Source organism: Nocardioides sp. Root682 (genome assembly GCF_001427795.1).
Classification (GTDB): Bacteria; Actinomycetota; Actinomycetes; order Propionibacteriales; family Nocardioidaceae; genus Nocardioides.
The window spans coordinates 298,770-317,295 of record NZ_LMHJ01000002.1 but is presented as its reverse complement, the minus strand read 5'-3'; the positions used below and the strand labels follow the sequence as shown (position 1 = coordinate 317,295).

16 protein-coding genes are annotated in these 18,526 nt (G+C 70.4%); 8 read left to right on the top strand and 8 right to left on the bottom strand.

The window, feature by feature from the left end:
• Positions 1-27: 27 nt before the first annotated feature.
• On the top strand, positions 28-1,488 hold the full coding sequence (locus tag ASD84_RS13800; protein ID WP_056711470.1) for a flavin-containing monooxygenase: 1,461 nt from the start codon (positions 28-30) through the stop codon (positions 1,486-1,488).
• Between the two features lie 67 nt (positions 1,489-1,555).
• Here ASD84_RS13800 and ASD84_RS13795 read toward each other — a convergent pair whose 3' ends face one another.
• Positions 1,556-2,026: a tRNA (cytidine(34)-2'-O)-methyltransferase gene (locus ASD84_RS13795; RefSeq protein WP_056711468.1), complete on the bottom strand. Its 471-nt coding sequence runs from the start codon at positions 2,024-2,026 to the stop codon at positions 1,556-1,558.
• A 3-nt stretch (positions 2,027-2,029) separates the two neighbouring features.
• Positions 2,030-3,391, bottom strand: coding sequence for an alpha/beta hydrolase domain-containing protein (locus tag ASD84_RS13790; RefSeq protein WP_156391939.1), 1,362 nt, complete (start codon positions 3,389-3,391; stop codon positions 2,030-2,032).
• Between the two features lie 38 nt (positions 3,392-3,429).
• Between ASD84_RS13790 and ASD84_RS13785 the strand changes: the two genes are divergently transcribed.
• Complete coding sequence (locus ASD84_RS13785; protein ID WP_056711466.1) at positions 3,430-4,110, top strand: PaaI family thioesterase; 681 nt, start codon at positions 3,430-3,432, stop codon at positions 4,108-4,110.
• A 157-nt stretch (positions 4,111-4,267) separates the two neighbouring features.
• Here the strand turns inward: ASD84_RS13785 and ASD84_RS13780 are convergent, their stop codons facing one another.
• Complete coding sequence (locus ASD84_RS13780; RefSeq protein WP_235531115.1) at positions 4,268-5,494, bottom strand: acyl-CoA dehydrogenase family protein; 1,227 nt, start codon at positions 5,492-5,494, stop codon at positions 4,268-4,270.
• Positions 5,495-5,594: 100 nt separating this feature from the next.
• Between ASD84_RS13780 and ASD84_RS13775 the strand changes: the two genes are divergently transcribed.
• Positions 5,595-6,059 carry a MarR family winged helix-turn-helix transcriptional regulator gene (locus tag ASD84_RS13775; RefSeq protein WP_162251537.1) on the top strand — a complete coding sequence of 155 codons (465 nt, stop codon included), beginning with the start codon at positions 5,595-5,597 and terminating at the stop codon, positions 6,057-6,059.
• A 5-nt stretch (positions 6,060-6,064) separates the two neighbouring features.
• On the opposite strand, the gene ASD84_RS13770 is transcribed toward ASD84_RS13775, so the two are convergent.
• Complete coding sequence (locus ASD84_RS13770; protein WP_056711462.1) at positions 6,065-6,658, bottom strand: TetR/AcrR family transcriptional regulator; 594 nt, start codon at positions 6,656-6,658, stop codon at positions 6,065-6,067.
• 82 nt (positions 6,659-6,740) lie between these two features.
• On the opposite strand from ASD84_RS13770, the gene ASD84_RS13765 reads away from it, so the two are divergent.
• Genes ASD84_RS13765 through ASD84_RS13745 form a run of 5 tightly spaced genes read left to right on the top strand, consistent with a single transcriptional unit; the run spans position 6,741 to position 12,279 of the window.
• Positions 6,741-7,655, top strand: coding sequence for an alpha/beta fold hydrolase (locus tag ASD84_RS13765; RefSeq protein ID WP_056711459.1), 915 nt, complete (start codon positions 6,741-6,743; stop codon positions 7,653-7,655).
• On the top strand, positions 7,648-8,529 hold the full coding sequence (locus tag ASD84_RS13760) for a metal-dependent hydrolase (RefSeq protein WP_056711457.1): 882 nt from the start codon (positions 7,648-7,650) through the stop codon (positions 8,527-8,529). The genes ASD84_RS13765 and ASD84_RS13760 overlap by 8 nt, the downstream gene beginning before the upstream one ends.
• Positions 8,529-9,602 (top strand): PDR/VanB family oxidoreductase, encoded by a 1,074-nt coding sequence (locus ASD84_RS13755; RefSeq protein ID WP_056711456.1) that lies wholly within the window; start codon positions 8,529-8,531, stop codon positions 9,600-9,602. Before ASD84_RS13760 ends, ASD84_RS13755 begins: the two co-directional genes overlap by 1 nt.
• A 25-nt stretch (positions 9,603-9,627) precedes the next feature.
• Entirely contained in the window at positions 9,628-11,106 is a 1,479-nt protein-coding gene (locus ASD84_RS13750; protein WP_056711454.1) for a flavin-containing monooxygenase, read from the top strand.
• Between the two features lie 9 nt (positions 11,107-11,115).
• Positions 11,116-12,279: a zinc-binding dehydrogenase gene (locus ASD84_RS13745; protein ID WP_056711452.1), complete on the top strand. Its 1,164-nt coding sequence runs from the start codon at positions 11,116-11,118 to the stop codon at positions 12,277-12,279.
• 18 nt (positions 12,280-12,297) lie between these two features.
• On the opposite strand, the gene ASD84_RS13740 is transcribed toward ASD84_RS13745, so the two are convergent.
• From ASD84_RS13740 to ASD84_RS13725, 4 genes are read right to left on the bottom strand one after another with little or no spacing between them, the layout of a single operon-like run.
• Complete coding sequence (locus ASD84_RS13740) at positions 12,298-12,816, bottom strand: TetR family transcriptional regulator (protein ID WP_056711450.1); 519 nt, start codon at positions 12,814-12,816, stop codon at positions 12,298-12,300.
• 53 nt (positions 12,817-12,869) lie between these two features.
• Positions 12,870-15,089 carry a thiamine pyrophosphate-dependent enzyme gene (locus ASD84_RS13735; RefSeq protein WP_056711448.1) on the bottom strand — a complete coding sequence of 740 codons (2,220 nt, stop codon included), beginning with the start codon at positions 15,087-15,089 and terminating at the stop codon, positions 12,870-12,872.
• Positions 15,090-16,766: a SulP family inorganic anion transporter gene (locus tag ASD84_RS13730; protein WP_056711446.1), complete on the bottom strand. Its 1,677-nt coding sequence runs from the start codon at positions 16,764-16,766 to the stop codon at positions 15,090-15,092. It lies immediately after the preceding gene.
• A gap of 37 nt (positions 16,767-16,803) precedes the next feature.
• Complete coding sequence (locus ASD84_RS13725; protein ID WP_156391937.1) at positions 16,804-18,525, bottom strand: aldehyde dehydrogenase family protein; 1,722 nt, start codon at positions 18,523-18,525, stop codon at positions 16,804-16,806.
• Position 18,526 lies beyond the last annotated feature (1 nt).

Genomic DNA, 18,526 nt, shown 5'->3' with positions numbered 1-18,526 from the left:
CGAAGCTCCGGAATCAGACTCGATGACATGACCACTCCATCGATCGTCATCATCGGCGCCGGCTTCGGCGGCCTGGCTGCTGCCCTCGAGCTCGAGGAGCACGGCATCACGTCGTACACCGTGCTCGAGCGAGCCGACCGCGTCGGCGGGGTCTGGGCCGCCAACACCTACCCGGGCGCACAGTGCGACGTGCCGTCGGTGATCTACCAGTTCTCCAAGTGGCTCAACGACGACTGGTCACAGCGCTTCGGCAACCAGGAGGAGATCGCGGCCTACCTGCACAAGGTGGCGGTCGAGTCCGGCGTCATGGCGCGGGTGCGCCTGGACACGAACGTCGAGTCCGCGGCGTACGACCAGAAGTCCTGCACGTGGCAGATCACTCTCGCCGATGGCGAGACGATCGCCGCCGACGTGTTGCTGTGCGCGCCCGGACAGCTCTCCAACCCGAACATCCCCGACCTTCCTGGCCGCGAGTCGTTCGAGGGCCCTCAGTTCCACTCCGCGCAGTGGGACCACACGGTCGACTACACCGGCAAGCACGTCGCCGTCGTCGGGGGCGGCGCCTCGGCCGTCCAGGTCGTACCCGCGATCGCCGGTGTGGCATCGAAGGTCACGGTGGTCCAGCGCTCGCCGATGTGGGTGGTCAACAAGCGGAACTGGAAGCCGAGCCGGGTCGAGAAAGCCGTGCTGAGCAAGGTGCCGGCGCTGATGAAGGCCTACCACCTGGGCATGTGGTGGTGGTTCGAGTCGCGCTACCCGATCACCAAGCGCTGGGCGGACCCGGCGCGCAAGCTCTGGATGGCCCAGCTCCGCGCCTCCGTCAGGCGCACCGTCAAGGATCCTCAGAAGGTGGACGCGCTCACTCCCGACTACCTGCTGGGCTGCAACCGGGTCCTGCTCTCCAGCGAGTGGTACCCCGCCTGCGCGCGCGACGACGTGGACGTCATCGGCGCCGGAGTCACCGAGGTGACCCCGAACGCCCTGGTCACCTCGACAGGCGAGAAGGTCGAGCCGGACATCATCGTGTGGTGCACCGGCTTCACGCCGACGCAGTACCTCGCCCCGATCACCATCACGGGCATCGACGACCTCGACATCCGCGACGCCTGGGCTGAAGGCCCCGAGGCCTATCTGGGGCTGGCCACGCCGGGCTTCCCGAACCTGTTCATGTCCTACGGCCCCAACACAGGCTCGCTGACCAACACGATCATCTACCTGCTGGAGCGCCAGGCGCACTACGCCCGCCAGGCCATCGAGTACGTCGCCGAGAACGGCGGGGCACTGGAGATCCGGCCCGAGGTCCACGACGAGTTCAACGCCGAGATCCAGGGCCGCCTCAAGAAGTCCGTCTTCACCAGCGGCTGCCCCGGGTGGTACTCCACCGACAACGGCAAGGTCACCCAGGTCTGGGCCGGCTCCCACGTCGAGTACGGGCGCCGTACCCGACACTTCGACCCGTCGGTCTACCGGCACCACTCCCCGACCTGACACGCTGACCTGATGGTGAAGGGTCGGGCTGCCCGGCCACGTGCCTCCGCTGCGGGCTTCCCGGCGCCTACTGCGCGCCCGGGAACCCTTGCTGACGCCAGGCCTCGTACGTCACGACAGCGGCAGAGTTCGACAGGTTGAGCGACCGCCGTCCCTCCAGCATGGGGATCCGGATCCGCTCGGTGACCCGCGGGTGGCTCAGCACCTCGTCGGACAGCCCCGTCGGTTCAGGACCGAAGAGCAGGACGTCGCCCGGCTGGAACTCGACGTCGGTGTACCAGCGGGTCGCCCTGGCGGTGAAGGCGAAGACCCTTGACGAGGCGAGCGCTTCGCTGTCCAGCGCGGCGTCGAGGTCCGGGTGCACCACCACGGACGCGAGGTCGTGGTAGTCCAGCCCCGCCCGCTTGAGCTTGGGTTCGGTCAGGTCGAAGCCGAGGGGTTCGACCAGGTGCAGCGTTGCCCCGGTGCCCGACACCATCCGGATCGCATTGCCCGTGTTGGGCGGGATCCGGGGTTCGAGGAACATCACGTGGAACACGGTTCAACCTATCCCGGTGACGCCGGTGTCGAACGCTCCGACCACAAGCTCCGGCCGCGCCTCCGCCAGCACCGCGTTGCGATCCTCAGCCAGCACGAAGCCCGCCGCGATCGCGGCATCGGTCGCCGCTGCGTACTCCTCGAGATAGTGATCGACGGACCGATACCTGGCCCGGAGTACGTCGCCGGGCAGGTCCCGCGTCGATCCGAACAGGCTGCAGAGAACCGAGGTGCCGGGAGACGCGAGCCCGCTCAGCAACTGGGCCGGGACATCCACGCACGGTGTTCGCACGCCACCGAGAACGTTGCCCACGTCGTCGACCTCGAAGTGTTCCGTGTCCGCAGCCACGGTCAGCCGCTCGGCGGTCGGCGGTTCGCCCTCCCCCGCACTCCAGGCCACCAGGGCTCGCAGGGCGGCTCGGAGCACGTAGGCCTGTTGGCCCCGGTTGACCGGCTCCGGGCAACCGAGGAAGGACTCGAACTCCCCGATCTGCCACAGGTCGGCGTGGGCGGTGCCGGCGACCTCCCACAGCCGGAACAGGGGTCCGTCGTCCTGCCGCGCGTCGATGTACCGGAAGCGCGGCGACAGGACGTCGGTCTCGGTCTGCACCGCGATCACCGGCGCCTCGATGTCGTCGCGGAACCGCACGGGCGGGCCGGACCGTACGGCGTCGAGGTCGTGCGGGCGCCCGACCTCGCCGAGCCCCAGCTCGGCGCGCCCGCGGCTGTGCACGAGGTAGCCGTCGAACGCGCCGGTGATCGGCGCGACGGTGGTGATGTAGGTGGTGAGGGCGAAGGCGGACTGGGACTCACCGACGGCGATCAGGCGCGTGACCGCCTGGTCCGCCAGCGGTCCGTCCGGGCGTCGCAGCGCGGTCGCGATCCGGGTGAAGAGGTCGTAGCTGTACGCGTCGCCGGGGTGGGCCAGGCCGCCGTACCGCCCCGGGTCGGCACCGACGAGGCCGGTCGACGGCTCCCCTCCGATCGAGGGACGCCCACCGACGACGCCCAACTGCTGGGCCGAGACGCCGACCCACGTGTGCCGTCGGCGCACGATCTCCTCGGCGAGGTAGGTGTAGTCGGGTGCGGCGTCACTGCCGCTGCTGACGTTGAGCCACTCGACGACGACCACGCCGCTGGACGCTGACCCGTCGACCGGCGCCCGGACGATGACGCGGGTCGCGAACGGCGCCTCGTCGAGGGCGAGGACGCCCGGTCCCGGAGTCTCCGCGACGTAGCGGGACGCGGTGCCCTCGACGACGTACTCGGTCTCGCGGTAGCCGACCGCCGCGAGGTCCGGACCGGCCAGCACCGCCGCGAGATGCGGAGGTCCGGCCGGCAGGGGTCGAAAGGTCAGCGGAGCCACGGCGCCACTCTGCCAGCAGGCAGCGCTAGTCTGGACAGGTGTCCAGCCTGTCGTCGATGTCCTTCCAGCTCTCCGAGCAGTCCACCGCGGCCATCGAGGCCTCCGAGCGGATCCACGGAGCGCTCGCCGGCGACATCCGCGACCTCGTCGACGTCGCGATCCGCACCCGGGTCGACCCGGACCGGGTGGCCGAGGCCAGCGAGCTGATCAGGCGGGCGACGCAGGTCCTGTCGGAAGAGGCCGAGGACGGCCCGGCCGGCGTGCACTTCAACACCGAGGGCCGCTCGTGGAACTGGGGCAACGCTGTTGTCGGGATCCGCAACGCGATCGCCCCACCCGTCGTGCTGCAGTGGGGAGACGACGGGATCGTGCGGTCCGAGGTCGATCTCGGTGTCGCCTACGAAGGGCCTCCCGGCTGCGTCCACGGTGGGGTCTCGGCCCTGGTCCTCGACCACCTGATGGGCGAGACCGCGAGCGCCGCCCACACGCGCCTGACCGTCACCGGCACCCTCACGCTGCGCTACGAGCGCCCGCTGCCGCTCGGCCGGGTGCGGATGCAGGCGCAGATCACCGAGGAGGTCGGCCGCAAGGTCACGGTCACTGCCCAGATCAGCTCGGTGGACAACGACCTGCCCGCGGTCACGGCGCACGGGCTCTTCATCGTCCCGTCCTGGGCGATCGAGAGCTCCGTGCCCGCCGACATCGGTTCGCTGGACTGACGCAGGCGACCGCAGCGCCGGGTCACCAGGCGCGACGCCGACTCCGTCTGCAGGAGCACGGAGGCCAGCGGAGCCAGCTCGGTCGACACCGGGTCGCCGGACGGTTGCACCACTTTGTCCACTCAAAGTGGTGCACGCTGAGAGGTCCCACCCGGCCTCAGCCGGTGATCTCCTTGCCGAAGATCCCACGCGCAATGATCCACTTCTGGATCTCGTTGGTGCCTTCGTAGATCTCGCCGATCTTGCTGTCGCGGTAGAGCGCCTCCACCGGACCGGGCGTTCCGTCAGCAGACAGCTCGCGGGCGAAACCGAGACCACCGAAGGCCTGGACGGCGTCGCGGGCCAGGTCGACCGACAGGCGCGTGCCGTAGAACTTCGCCATCGCCGCCTCGGGCTCAGGGAAGAGCTCGCCTGCGTCGCGGCGCAAGGCGGCCTTGAGGTACAACGTCCGCGCGTTCTCGAGCTCGGTGGCCCGGTCGGCCATCAGGAACTGCCAGTGCTGGTTGGCCGCGACCGGCTTGCCGAAGGCGTGACGCGTGGAGAGGTGTCCGACCGCGAGGTCGAACGCCGCCTGGGCCATACCGACCCCGGCCGCGGCGATGCCGATCCGGCCGAGGGTGAGGGTCGCGAGTGCGTGCTTGAGCCCGCGCCCCTCCTCTCCGCCGAGCAGGTCCGCGTCGGACAGGACGACGTCGTCGAAGTAGACGTCCGCGGTGAGCTGGCCACGGTTGCCCATCTTCAGGTCGGGCTCGCCGACGCGTACTCCGGGCAGGGTCGTGTCGACGATGAACATGGAGAGCCGGTCGCTGGTGCGGGCGAGGGTGACGATGAAGCCCGCCACCGGAGAGTTGGAGATCCAGCGCTTGCGCCCGTTCAGCACCCAGCCGTCGCCGCGCCGCTCAGCAACCGTCTGGACGGCAGCAGGGCTCAGGTCCGTCGAGGCGTCGGGCTCGGTCGTCGCGAAGGCGCCCACGATCTCACCACTCGCCACCGGTCGGAGCCAGCGCTGCTGCTGCTCGGGGGTGCCGTGGGTCAGCACGTTGCCGGCCAGGATGCAGTGCACGTCGAACACCGCCGAGACACTGCTCGAGTAGTACGCCAGCTCCTCGATCGCCACGGCCGTCGCGGTCACCGGGTGCGCCAGGCCGTCGCCGCCCACCTCCTCGGCGAACGGGACACGGAACAGGCCCGCCTCCGCGAGACCCTCGAACACGTCGCGCGGGAAGCCCTCGACGCGCTCGTTGCCATTGGCGATCCGGCCGGCGACCGGCGCCACGACGTCCATCGCGACCTTTCGGGCGCGGGCCCGGACGTCGAGGACCTCCTGGGGAGAGAGCAGGTCGTGGTACAGGCGGTCGGCCTGACGAATCGGGGTGGTCGTCACTATGCTGGTCCCATCTGAGGCATCACTTATAGTTTGTACTACTAACGATTCGGCCACCATACGACCAATCGGCTCGAACGCTCAAGGAGGAAGTCCTGTGGTGGACACGACATCGCTCGTCCCCGGGTCCATCGCCGACCACGCCAGCTGCCTGATGCTCAAGGTCGGCCAGGTGGTCTTCCGGATGACCGAGCAGCAGCTCGCCACCCTGGGGCTGCGTACCCGCCACTACAGCGTCCTGCAGGCACTCGAGGACCACGGCGGTGCGCTCTCCCAGAACGACCTGGGCAGCTATCTGCGGATCGATCGCGCCACCATGGTCGCCACCCTCGACGACCTCGAGTCACTCGGACTGGCCGCCCGGCGACGCGATGCGGCAGACCGCCGTCGCTACCTCGTCGAGATCTCGGACAAGGGCAACACCACGGCCGATCAGTGCCGTGCTCTCCTCGCAGCGCTCGACGAGGACGTGTTCGCCGACCTCAGCAGCACCCAGCGTGCGCGGTTGCGTACGTCGCTGGTCACCCTGGCCGAGTCGGAAAGCCTCCTCGGCGCCACGACGTAGCCGGTCTACGCCGGCGGGACCAGGCCGAGCAGCACCTTCTTGCTGCCCCGCCACCGTTCCTCGACCGGCCCCATCCCCCAGACCGGCACCGAGATGACCAGTCCACGGATCACCGAGAAGATCGTGTCGACGTACGCGAAGACGGCCGCGTCGTCCTCGAAACGGTCGGCGATGGGCTGGATGGCCGCCATGCTCAGCGCCACGATCTTGAGCTCCAGCTCGCGCACGGTCCGGACGTAGGCCGGCTCGGCCCCGGCAGCCATCCACAGCTGGGCCACCGCGAGCGCCTGCGGGGTCGCGAGGATCTGCCAGGCGGTCTCGATCATGGCCTCGGCGTCGAACTCGGGGGCCCGCAGGAGCTCGTCCACGGCAGCGCGCGCATCCCTCTCGATACCTTCGGCCAGGTGGCCGATCGCCGCGGTGTGCAGGTCCTCCCGCGTCGGGAAGTGGTACATCACGGCACTCTGCGAGACGCGGACCGCGTCGGCGATCCGTCGCGTGGTGACAGCGACGAGGCCTTCGGAGGAGGTCAGGGAGACGGCGGCTTCGAGCATCGCCTGGCGGGTCGCCTCGCGTTGCGCCGCCCGTGTGACCTTCATCAAGTTCCGTTTCGTTGTCATCGCCGGGAATCGGTGCCCATACTACGGTGACTGTTCAGGTGAACTGTGAAAGTGAGTCTCGATGAACTCCGCACGTCAAGCACAGCACGGAGCCAGGTCCTCCCACGTCGTCAGCGGCGATGCGCGACTTGCGGTCTTCGAGCACGGCGACCCGTCCGCCGAGACCCTGGTCCTGGTGCACGGCTGGCCCGACACCCACGCGGTGTGGGACGACGTCGTCCCCCTGCTCGCCCGGGACTTCCACGTCGTCACCTACGACACCCGCGGCCACGGCGAATCGCCGCTGGCAGGCGCGAAGGACAAGTTCACGCTCGAGCTGCTCGCCGAGGACGCCGTCGCAGTCGCGCGGGCCGTCAGCCCCGATGCGCCGGTCCACCTGGTCGCCCACGACTGGGGCTCGATCCAGCTGTGGGAGGCCGTCTGCCGGCCCGACGCCTCCGAGTGGTTCGCGAGCTTCACCTCGATCTCCGGCCCGAGCCTCGACCAGGCCGCGATCTGGCTGCGCAGCCTGGTCAAGCGACCGACGCCCCGCAACCTCGCCACCCTCGCGCGCCAGGTCGCCTCGTCGTCGTACATCTACTTCTTCCTGACGCCGCGTCTTCCCGAGGCGGTGCTGCCCCTGATGGGCCGACGGGTCTGGCCCCGCCTCTTCAAGGCCACCGAGGGCATCGCCCCTCCGCCGCCCCCGGAGACCTTCACCGAGGACATGGTCGCGGGAGTCCGGCTCTACCGCGCCAACATGCTGGAGCGCCTGCTCCACCCGCAGCCCCGGCGCAGCTCCGTCCCGCTCCAGCTCGTCGTGAACTCCAAGGACATCGCGATGACGCCCGCCATGTTCGCGAACGCAGCCGACTGGACCGTCGACCTCACCCGCGTCGACCTCGACCGCGGGCACTGGCTGCCCGTGAGCGATCCCCAGCTCGTCGCCGACCTGGTCACGAGCTACGTCCGCAACCGAGGAGGCAACGATGCCTAGAACTCTCACCGACCCGGGCGTGGTCGCCCTGCACGCACGCAACGTCGCCTTCGACGTCAGCCGCACCCCCCTCCAGTGGATCCGCGGGGACGCCTTCGCCTCGCACATCATCAGCGCCATCAACTTCATGCTGCCCGAGGGCGAGCGCTGGTTCTGCGAGACGTTCAACGAGGCACTCCCCCTGATCGAGGACGCCGACCTGCGCGAAGCCGTCCGCGGGTTCATCGGCCAGGAGGCCATGCACGCCCAGGCGCACGACGAGGTCCTCGGCGACCTGTTTCGCGCCCAGGGCATCGACACCACGCCGATGGTCGCCATCGCCGAACGGATCTTCCAGCAGATGCTCGGGCCGCGGAACCTGCCCACCGCCGCCGCCCGGCACAAGCACCTGGTGGCCCGACTTGCCCTCATCGGCGGGATCGAGAACCTCACCGCACTTCTCGGTGACTGGGTGCTCACCGCCCCCCTCGAGGAGTACGACGCCGACCCGGCCGTCCTCGACCTGTTCCGTTGGCACGGCGCTGAGGAGGTCGAGCACCGGATGGTCGCGCACGACGTGGCGGAGTACTTCGGCGTCGGCTACTTCCAGCGCGCCGGCGCCCTCGGCATCGCCTACGCCGGCTTCCTGCTGCTGCTCGGCCGGGTCGCACACGACCTGGTGAAGCAGGACCCCGACATGCCGGACCACAGCTACGCCCGCGTCTGGTTCGAGCTCGTGCGCGGTGGCCGTCGCGGCACCCTGCCCACCCTGCGCAGCATCGGGTGGAGCGCCGCCCTCGGCCTGCACCCGCGCTTCACACCGGAGTGGATCGGCAACACCGCACAGGCCGTCGCCTACCTGGCGAAGAGCCCGGCGGCCCGGGCCGCCAGCTGATGGGGACCACTGCCTCCGACCCGCTCCTCCACGCCGCCGACCTGGTCCTCCGGGCGTGGACGCGGGTGGGTCCCTCCGAGGTCCCCGCAACCCCGCGAGCCCACGACGCCGGCCTCGACCTGGTCGTCACCGATCGCACCGTGGTCGCGACCGACCAGGACGTCGTCAGCCTCCAGCTCGCCGCCGCTGACGGTGGGCGGCTGCCGAAGTGGCGGCCCGGCGCGCACCTCGACGTCCACCTGCCCTCGGGCCGCAAGCGGCAGTACTCGCTGTGCGGTGACCCCACCGACCGGTCGTCGTACCGGATCGCGGTCCGGAGGATCCCCACCGGCGCAGGCGGCCTGGGCGGGTCCGTGGAGATGCACGACCTCCCCCTCGGCGCCACCCTGCGGGTGAGCCGTCCGCGCAACGCCTTCCCACTGGCCGTGCCCGGCCACGGTTCACCGGCGGACCGGCTGCACTTCGTGGCCGGCGGCATCGGCATCACGCCGATCCTGCCGATGCTGCGGCTCGCGGACGCGCTCGAGGTCGAGTGGACGATGGTGTACGTCGGCCGCCGCCGCGACACCCTTCCGTTCCTCGACGAGCTGTCGTCGTACGGCGACCGCGTGGTGATCCGCACCGACGACACCGACGGTCTCCCGACTGCCGCGGACCTGCTGGCCGGCGTGGACTCCGGAACGGCCGTCTACTGCTGCGGACCCGTGCCGATGATCGACGTGCTCCGCAGCGGCCTGCTCGACCGTGCCGATGTCGAGTTCCACTCCGAGCGCTTCTCGGCTCCCCCGGTCGTCGACGGCAAGGCGTTCACCCTCGAGCTCGAGAACACCGGCGAGGTGTTCGAGGTCCCGGCCGACCGCTCGCCGCTCGACGTGCTCGCCGAGGCGTACCCGGCGATTCCCTACTCCTGCCGCCAGGGCTTCTGCGGCACCTGCAAGGTCACCGTCGTCGACGGGAAGGCCGACCACCGCGACGGATCGCTGACGGCCGAGGAGCGAGCCGACGGCTGCCTGCTGCCGTGCGTCTCCCGCGCCCGCGGCAACCGGCTCGTCGTCCGCGCCGACCTGTACTGACTTCCTCGATCGATTGCGAGCCACCATGTCCACCATCACGCACAACACCGTCATCATCGGAGCCGGTTTCTCCGGCATCGGTGCGGCGATCCAGCTCGACAAGGCCGGCTTCGACGACTTCCTGATGATCGAGGACGGCGACGGGGTCGGCGGCGCGTGGCACTGGAACACCTATCCCGGTGTCGGCGTCGACATCCCGTCGTTCAGCTACCAGTTCTCCTTCGAGCAGCGGAACACCTGGTCGCGCGTCTACGCGCCCGGAGCCGAGCTGAAGGCGTACGCCGAGCACTGCATGGACAAGTACCGGCTTCGCGAGCGCACCCGCTTCAACACCCGCGTCACCGGCGCCACCTTCGACGACGACTCCCACGAGTGGACGCTCACCACGTCGGCCGGTGACGAGATCGTCGCCCGCAACGTCGTGGTCGCGACCGGCGTGCTCACCCAGCCGAAGCTGCCCGACATCCCGGGCGTCGAGTCGTTCGCGGGCGACACCCTGCACACCGCACGGTGGGACCACGACGTCGACCTGACCGGCAAGCGGGTCGCGATCATCGGCACCGGAGCCTCCGCCGTGCAGGTGATCCCGACGATCGCCCCCGAGGTCGAGCAGCTCACCGTCTTCCAGCGCACCCCCATCTGGTGCCTGCCGAAGCCCGATGCCCGCCTCGCCTGGCCCTTGCGCGCAGCGCTGCGGGTGCCCGGAGCCAAGACGGTGACCCGCACGATCAGCGAAGCCTTCGTCGAGGCGAACTTCCCGATCGCCGCACACTTCTACGGCGTCGTACCCCTCGCGGACGGTGCGGAGCGGATCGGCAAGGCGTTCCTCCGCCAGCAGGTCAAGGACCCCGTGGTGCGCGAGAAGCTGACCCCGAAGTACGGCCTGGGCTGCAAGCGCCCGAGCTTCTCCAACAAGTACCTGCCCGCGTTCAACCGCGACAACGTCCTGCTCGAGACCTCCGGCATCGAGGCCATCACCCCCACCGGTGTGCGCACGGTCGACGGCGTCGAGCACGAGGTCGACGTGCTGATCCTGGCCACCGGCTTCAAGGTGTTCGAGAAGGGCAACATGCCGCCGATCCCGGTCTCCGGGGCAAACGGCCTGGACCTCGAGGCGTGGTGGGACGAGAACCGCTTCCAGGCCTACCAGGGCGTGAGCATGCCGGGCTTCCCCAACCTGTTCATGATGCTCGGCCCGTACGGCTTCAACGGGTCGTCGTACTTCAACCTGATCGAGGCGCAGAGCCGGCACATCGTCCGCGCACTGCGCGAGGCACGCCGGCGCAGCTCCACCCGGGTCGAGGTCAGCGCCGAGGCCAACGACGCCTACTTCCAGCGGATGCTGGGGCGCCGCGGCCAGCAGGTGTTCTTCCGCGACGCCTGTGCGACGGCCAACAGCTACTACTTCGACGCGCACGGCGACGTACCGCTGCGACCCGCCCTGACGGTGGAGACCAAGTGGGAGGCTGCACGCTATGACCTTGACGACTACACCTACGCGTAGGAGAACCCGATGAAAGCCGTCGTCTGTCGCGACACCAAGCTCGAGGTCACCGACGTCCCGGCACCCGAGCCGGGTCGCGGACACCTGCTGCTCGACGTGCACGGCTGCGGCATCTGCGGCTCCGACCTGCATGCCCGCACGCACGCCGATGACATGGCCGAGGCCGCCGCCGCGAGCGGGTACGACGGCTTCATGCGCTCCGGCGACTCCGTGGTCTTCGGCCACGAGTTCTGCGGCGAGGTCGTGGACCGCGGGCCGCGGACCAGCAAGGAGATCAAGATCGGCACGCGCGTCGTCGCGATGCCGATCCTGCGCACCGGCGGCGCCGTCCACACCACCGGCCTCTCCCCCCACGCACCAGGTGCCTACGCCGAGCAGGTCGTCGTCCAGGCCGCCCTCGCGATGCCTGTCCCCAACGGCCTGCCGTCCGACAGGGCCGCACTCACGGAGCCGATGGCCGTCGGCCTGCACGCGGTGCGCCGGGGCCAGGTGAAGAAGGGCCAGATCGCTGTCGTGATCGGCTGCGGTCCGATCGGCCTCGCGGTGATCTCCCTGCTCAAGGCCTCCGGTGTCCGCACGGTCATCGCGAGCGACTTCTCCGCCGGCCGGCGCGCCCTCGCCGCGCAGTGCGGGGCAGACGTCGTGGTCAACCCGGCCACCGAGTCGCCGTACGACAGCGCGAAGGAGCGCGGGAAGTTCATCACGGCGTCCGGGCTCTTCGACCTCGCGATCGACTCGATGTCCAAGCTCCGCGCCGTGCCGCTCCTGCCCTGGTGGACCGTGATGGAGACCGCCGAGAAGCTCGGCGCGATGCCCGAGGGTCCGGTCGTCTTCGAGTGCGTCGGTGTGCCCGGCATCATCGACCAGGTGATCGCCAGCGCCCCGATCCACTCCCGGGTGGTCGTGGTCGGCGTCTGCATGGGCTCGGACTCGATCCGTCCGGCGATCGCGATCAACAAGGAGATCGACCTGCGGTTCGTGCTCGGCTACACGCCCACCGAGTTCCGCGAGGCCCTGCACCTGATGGCCGACGGCAAGGTCGACCCGACCCCGTTGATGACCGGCACGGTCGGTCTCGCCGGTGTCGAAGCAGCCTTCACCGCGCTCGGCGATCCCGAGAAGCACGCCAAGATCCTGGTCGACCCGAGGTCGGAGGCCGTCCTCCCGGGCTGAGCCGACGACAGCCGGGCGTCACTGTTCCCGGGCCCGGCTCCGCGCAACGACCGTGTCCGCGTAGGGGCTCAGCGCCGCGACCAGCGCCGGCACGGGATCCTCGCCCGGCGCGGGCGGGATCGTCAGGAAGCTGAAGCACAGGCGTACGACGAGCCTCGCGAACGCAGTTGCGTCGGCGGTCGCAACCTCGGAGAACAGCCGGCCGTAGGCGCTCGCAAGGCGTGCCGTCGCGGTCTCCAGCAGCCACGTCTCGTCCGCCACCAGGGCGGGGAGGGAATCAACCAGCGGGCTCCCCTCCTCCAGGGCGCGGAACCACGCCCGAAAGCTCGCCTCCAGTGCGTGCTCGAGGTCCTGCACGACCTCCACGGGCACGTACTCCCGGACCACCTGATCGAGCAGTGCCTCGACGTACAGGTCGGCGAGCACCGATCTGGAGCCGAACTCGTTGTAGATGGTCTGACGCGACACCCCTGCGGCTGATGCGACGTCGGAGACGGACACCTCGGACCACTGGCGATGGGCGAGGAGCGACGCCATCGCGGAGAGGATTCGCTCCCGGGTCGGGGACCGATCCTTCGAGCCATCAACGGTCATGTCGTCCTCCGAGCAGTCAACGGTGCCAACGGGCTGCCGCGAAGGGACCCGGACAGGGCGGCGGCGACCACGTCCTCCTCGGACAGCAGGACGGTCGCGGCCGCGGGGCCGAGCGGGACGAACGAGTCCGCGCTGGCGACCCGCGACAGCCGGCCGCGGTAGCCGTGCTCGAGCAGGCCGGTGACGACCCCTTCGGACACTCCCCCGCTGGCCCGCGTCTCGTCCACCACGAGCACGGCCGGGAAGCGTTCGGCCAGGACGTGCACCGCGTCGAGCGGCAGGGGCGACAACCAGCGGAGGTCGACCACCGTGGTCGCGACGCCGTGCTCACGGAGCCGCTCGCTGGCCCGCAGGCTCATCGGCACGCCGTTGCCGAACGTCACGAGCAACAGGTCAGCACCGTCGCCGTACACCCCGACCTCGCCCAGCGGGCGGAGGGAACCTTCGCTCGCGGCGTCCGCGAAGGGCGCCGTCCATTCGCTGTCTCCGGCGACCAGGTCGCGTACGTGGTAGAGCGCGATGGGCTCCAGGTAGACGCACACCCGGCCGTCCTGCCGGGCGAGCTCCAGACACGTGCGCAGCAGGCCCGGTGCGTCCGCAGGATGGCTGGGTACCGCGACCACGAGTCCGGGGATGTCGCGCAGCACGGCCACTGAGTTGTCGTTGTGGAAGTGACCCCCGAAGCCGCGCTGGTAGGCGAGTCCCGCGACGCGCACCACCATGCCGTTCTGGTACTGACCGTTGGAGAAGAACCGGAGCGACGCCGCCTCGCCGCGCAGCTGGTCCTCGGCGTTGTGGAGATAGGCGAGGTACTGGATCTCCGGGACCGGGACGAACCCGGCCAGTGCCGAGCCGAGGGCCACCCCGAGGATGGTCTGCTCGTCGAGGAGGGTGTCGAAGACCCGCTGGGCCCCGAAGCGCTTGCGAAGGCCGCGCGTGACGCCGTACACGCCGCCCTTGACGGCGACGTCCTCACCGAAGACGAGCACCTCGGAGTGGGTGGCCAGCTGCTCCGCCAGCGTCTGGTTGATCGACTGCGCGAGGGTCAGCCGAGCGCTGTCCTGCGCTCCCCCGATGGCCGCGGTGGCCGCGGGGACCGGGATGGGCGGAGAGACCGCCGGCAGGGCGAGCGGCGCCATCACCTGCGCCCGGTCGGAGAGGTGGGGCTCGTCGAGCGCAGTCTGCGCGGCGTCCATCACCCGTGACCGCGTGTCGTCGTACGCCGCCAGGATCTCCTCCGGCGTGGCCTGTCCGGCGCTCATCAGGAACCGCGCCGTGGCGAGCAGCGGATCCCTTTCGTAGTCGCCGACGATCTCGCCCTGGGTCCGGTAGGCGATCTCGGTGTCTGAGCCGGCGTGGCCGAGGAAGCGCACGGTGTCGAGATGGAGTACGACGGGCCGGCGGGCCTGCCGGACGCGAGCGACCGCCGCCGCCGTGCGGTTGAGGAGCGTCGCGGGGTCGGCCCCGTCGACGTGGACGTACTCGATGCCGGGGAGGCTCTCCAGCATCACGCCGGGCCATCCGTCCGGCGACCGGGTGCTGACGCCGATCCGGTTGTCCTCGCACACGAAGAGGATCGGACACGGCACCTCGCGCCGGGTGAGGTACGACGCCGCGTTGAGCGCGCCGGTCGCCGTCGAGTGGTTCGCGGAGGCATCACCGAAGCTGCAGATCACGATCGCGTCGTGCGGCCACGGCGTGGTGTGGCCGACCGCGCGTGCCAGGCCCAGCGCGTAGGCCAGGCCCACCGCGCGCGGCAGGTGCGAGCTGATCGTGGAGGTCTGCGGAATGATGTGCAGGGCGGGGTGGCCGAAGACCTTGTGCCGTCCACCCGACATCGGGTCGCGAGCCGAGGACGTCAGGCTGAGCAGCACGTCCCGGACCGGGTCGGACGTCCCGGCTCGGGCCGCGCGCGCGGCGTAGAACCCGCCGGAGCGGTAGTGCAACAACGCCGGGTCGTCCACACGCGCCACCAGCCCCAGCGCCGCGTTGCTCTCGTGCCCCGCGGACCCGATCGTGTAGTGGCCACGCCCCTGCGCCTGCAGCCAGCGCGCGGCGTAGTCCAGGTGCCGGCTCTGCAGCTGGGCGGCGAACAGCGCGTGCAGGAGCGCCGGATCCCCGACAGACGGACCACCGTCGGGTGGGATGCTTCCCCCCGGTCGATCGGCACGCCACGACCGCACCGAGCGTGCGAAGAACTCCTCAACGGTCTCCATTCAGTCATCTTCCCGGTTCGCCTCGCGGAAGGCTGCGACCGCGGTGGGCAGGGTCGGGAACAACCGGTCCCGTCCCACCCGGTCCAGCACTCCCGCCACCTCGAGCTGGGCGGCGAGGTCCTGCTTCATCCTCGCGATGGCGACCACCACTCCCCTGCGCTCCAGGTCGTCGATCAGGCTCTCGAGTACGTCGACGGCGGTGACGTCCACCTCGACGATCGCCTCGGCATTGATGACGAACCAGCGGACCGGTGTCGCCGCGTTCACCACCGCGTCCAACGCCCGGACCCGGAAGTTCTCGGCGTTCGCGAAGAACAACGGAGAGTCGTAGCGGTAGATCACCAGGCCCGGGACGACCTCGGCCTGCGGGTAGTCATCGACGTCGTGCATCCCGGCGAGACCGGGGACGAACCCCTCGATCGCGTCGTGGGGACGGGCAACCCGACGAAGCAGGTCGAGCACCGACAGGCCGATCGCGACCAGCACGCCCCAGAGCACGCCGACGACCAGCACCGCCACGAGGGTCACCAGCGCGATGACCAGCTCGCTCGTGCGGAACCGGGCGAACCGCCTGAACTCACCGATCGCCACGATCTTCGTCGCGGCGTACAGCACGACGGCGCCGAGCGCCGCCGCCGGGACCATCTCGAGCAACGGCCGCATCGCCAGCAGGACGAGGAGGGTGGACGCAATCGCGGTGACTCCTGTCATCTGCGTGCGTCCGCCGACGGCGTTGATGATCGCGGTGCGGCTCCCACTGCTGCTGACCGGGAACCCCTGCATCAGGCCGGCGCCGAGGTTGGCGCCGCCCAAGGCGAGCAGCTCCCGCTGGTTGTCGACCGGTTCCTGCGTCTCCCCCGGGAAGGCTCGGGAGGTGAGCACGTTGTCGGTGTAGCCGACGAACGCGACACCCAGCGCGACCGGCAGCATCGCCAGGACCGCGGACCCGTCCACGTGCGGGACGCCCGGAACCGGGAGGCCCGCGGGGATGGATCCGACGAGGAGCACTCCGTGCTCGTCGAGCCCGAGAGCAGCGACCACGGCCGTCGCAGCGATCAGGCCGATCAGCGAGACCGGGGCACGGGGGAAGAAGAGGGACCCGACGATCATGGCGGCCGCCGTCACCGTTCCCAGGGCGAGCGTCGGTCCGTCCACCGCATCCAGCTGCTCGAGGACGCTGCGCACCTCGGGCACGATCCCGTCGCCGGAGACGGTCAACGCGGTCAAGGTGCCCAGCTGCGAGACGACCATCAGGACCGCGATACCGGCCATGTAGCCGACCAACACGGGGCGGGACAGCAGGTCAGCCACGACCGCGACCCGTGCGAAGTAGCCGATCACGCAGATCCCGGCCACCACCAGGGCCAGGGTGGCCGCAAAGCTCGACGGGTCGGCTCGCGCGGCCGGGACGGATCCGATCACCGCGCCGACCATGAGCGCGGTCGTCGACTCCGGACCGACGGAGAGGAGCCGCGAGGTGCCCACAACGGCGTAGACCGCCATCGCACCCAGGCAGGCCCAGATCCCGGCCACGGCAGGGAGGCCGGCCAGCTCGGCGTACGCCATGACCTGGGGCACGAGGTACGCCGTCACGGTCACGCCGGCCAGGAGATCGGCGCGGAGCCATCGGCGGTGGTAGCCGCGCACCCATGCCGGCACCGGCGCTCGCGGGGTCATGGGTGAACCGTAGGCGCCGGCAGGACGCCCCGTCTGCTCAGCCGCGCAACGCCGACGCGAAGATCGCCGGGAGCGCACGCCAGCGCGGGCGCGCCGCGAACCTGGTCAACCGGCGACCCGTCGTGCTGGCAGTGCGGTTGTCGACGAACCACGGCGGCTTCGGCGAGATCGACAGCTCGCCGTGCAGGATCGAGCGGGGGGACGGCCGGAACGGACCGGTCACGACGGTCCGCTCGGTGCGTTCCAGCAGGAGCGCGTTGTGCACGACGCCGCGCCCGCTCTGGATGTCGTCAAGTGCGTGTCCGGGGAACCCGCCCCACGTCGCGTGCGGCGTCAGGTAGCCGACGCCCGTCCACACGTTGACGCCGATCGTGCCGTAGCGCAGGTCCGCCAGGATCTCCCGGAAGGCACGGCCCATCTTGCGCAGGCTCCTGGGATGAGCGATGACGTTGGCCCCCAGGGTGCCGCGCAACGTCGCGTTGGCGGCGGCCACGGCGGCCTCGAGGAACGCCGCGCCCTCGCCCGGCAGCTCGGTGACGCCCAGAACCGGCCCGAAGTACTCGGTCGAGAAGGCCGACTCGGCAGGGTCCTGGAGGTCGAGCCCCGGCAGGAGAGTCCGCTCGGCGGTGCCACCGACCAGGTCGGCGTCGGGGTGCAGTCGGCGCGCCTCCGCGACGCGGACGTCACAGCCCGGGTACCACGCGGGCCGGGCCGGGGCACCGGCCAGCGCGGAGCGGAGCTCGGCCAGGAAGGCGTCCTTCTGGGCCCAGTCCGAGCTCAGGATCACGACCTGCGCCGCAATGCAGTTGTGGCCGCCGTTGTGCAGACGCTGCGTGGCGACGTGCTGCGCCTGGAAGCGCAGGTCGGCACGCGACCACGCCCCGGGTACGACGATCACCGGGGCCACGCCGCCCAGCTCACTGCTGATCGGCTTGGCGAGCAGCGGAGTGCCGGCCGCCTTGTTGGCCCGGCCCTGCTCGCCCGGACCCCAGACGATGGCGTCGTGGGTGTGTTCGCTGCCCGTCATGTGCACGGCGGCGATGTCGCGGTGGTGGGCCAGTGCCGAGCCGAGGGCCACGTCGCTGGAGAAGATCTCGACGACCCCGAGGTCGATGAACGGCTTGAAGACCTTCGTGAAGACACCGAGGAGCGGGTCCATGATCGGGTTCAGCTTGAGCGCAGCCACCCGGTTGTCGGCGTACAGCACGTAGAGAACGTCCAGGGGCGCGATCGACGTGATGTTGCCGGCGCCGAGCACCAGCGCGGTCCCCTGCGTCCGGTGCGGCACCAGCTGACCGAGCCCGGCCGTCCGGCGTACGTCGTCACGGCTCACGCCGGGCTGCATCCAGACCTCCGCCGCGTAGCCGTTGAGCAGCAGCCGGTCGTACGTCGTGTGCGGCAGCACCTGGATGGCCAGCCGGTCGCCCGGGGCCGGACGCGTCCTGAACCCGCTCAGAGGGTCCTTGCCGGCATCGAGCCTCTCCAGCGTGGTGCGCAGCGGCTCGAGGTAGCTGAGCGTGGCCCAGGGCCCGCTCATCCACTCCTCGCCCAACAGGGGTGAGTCGGGCGGGAGCTGCTTGATCGAGGCGGCGACCTCGACCCACTCCGCTGCGTGTTCGTCGACCAGGCGCTGGAACTCGGTCAGCAGCTCGGCACGACGCACGAGCGGTGTGCGCGCCCAGGCGATCTCGCCGTCGCGCATCCGGCCTGCGATGGCGTCGGCACGTGCGTCGACGGGGATGGTCTCCAGCTGGGTCATT